This window comes from Faecalibacterium sp. An192, assembly GCF_002160175.1.
GTDB lineage: Bacteria > Bacillota > Clostridia > Oscillospirales > Ruminococcaceae > Faecalibacterium.
In genome coordinates, this window is the sequence record NZ_NFKB01000132.1 from 1 (window position 1) to 1,039 (window position 1,039).

Annotated in this window: 2 tRNA genes and 2 rRNA genes; all 4 read left to right on the top strand. The window is 50.6% G+C overall.

The features are described from left to right. Positions 1-498: ribosomal RNA gene (locus B5F27_RS16255) — 16S ribosomal RNA — on the top strand; the annotation flags it as partial. 112 nt (positions 499-610) lie between these two features. Further along, positions 611-686 (top strand) — tRNA-Ala (locus tag B5F27_RS16260). A gap of 5 nt (positions 687-691) precedes the next feature. Then, positions 692-768, top strand: a tRNA-Ile gene (locus tag B5F27_RS16265). Positions 769-934: 166 nt separating this feature from the next. Next, a 23S ribosomal RNA gene (locus B5F27_RS16270) occupies positions 935-1,039 on the top strand; the annotation flags it as partial.

Consider the following 1,039-nt stretch of genomic DNA (forward strand, 5'->3'; position numbering starts at 1 on the left):
AGAGACAGGTGGTGCATGGTTGTCGTCAGCTCGTGTCGTGAGATGTTGGGTTAAGTCCCGCAACGAGCGCAACCCTTATGGATAGTTACTACGCAAGAGGACTCTATTCAGACTGCCGTTGACAAAACGGAGGAAGGTGGGGATGACGTCAAATCATCATGCCCTTTATGACTTGGGCTACACACGTACTACAATGGCGTTTAACAAAGAGAAGCGATACCGCGAGGTGGAGCAAAACTCAAAAACAACGTCCCAGTTCAGATTGCAGGCTGCAACTCGCCTGCATGAAGTCGGAATTGCTAGTAATCGCAGATCAGCATGCTGCGGTGAATACGTTCCCGGGCCTTGTACACACCGCCCGTCACACCATGAGAGCCGGGGGGACCCGAAGTCGGTAGTCTAACCGCAAGGAGGACGCCGCCGAAGGTAAAACTGGTGATTGGGGTGAAGTCGTAACAAGGTAGCCGTAGGAGAACCTGCGGCTGGATCACCTCCTTTCTAGGGAGTCTGGCTGACGGAACTTCAGAGAAGTTCGTGTCAGTCGGTGACGAGACAAGAGATCGATATTGTTCAATTTTGAGGGCCCTGTAAAGGGAACCTCAGAGATTGTGGGGGTTTAGCTCAGCTGGGAGAGCACCTGCTTTGCAAGCAGGGGGTCAAGGGTTCGATTCCCTTAATCTCCACCACTTATGGGCCAATAGCTCAGCTGGCTAGAGCACACGACTGATAATCGTGAGGTCGATGGTTCGAGTCCATTTTGGCCCACCACGCGGTCTAAAGACCGCCAAGATGTACCTTGAGAACTGAATAATAACTGCGAAACGAGAAAGTAAAACTTCTAAAGAAGAAACTACAGTTTCAAACGGAAGGGAAAACGATCTTGTTGGCAATTAGAGTATAAGAGGCTTAAAAGGCAATCGAAAGATTGCAAAATGGTCAAGCGAAGAAGGGCGCAGGGCGAATGCCTTGGCACTGGGAGCCGAAGAAAGACGTGATAAGCTGCGATAAGCTGCGGGGAGCTGCAAATAAGCATTGATCC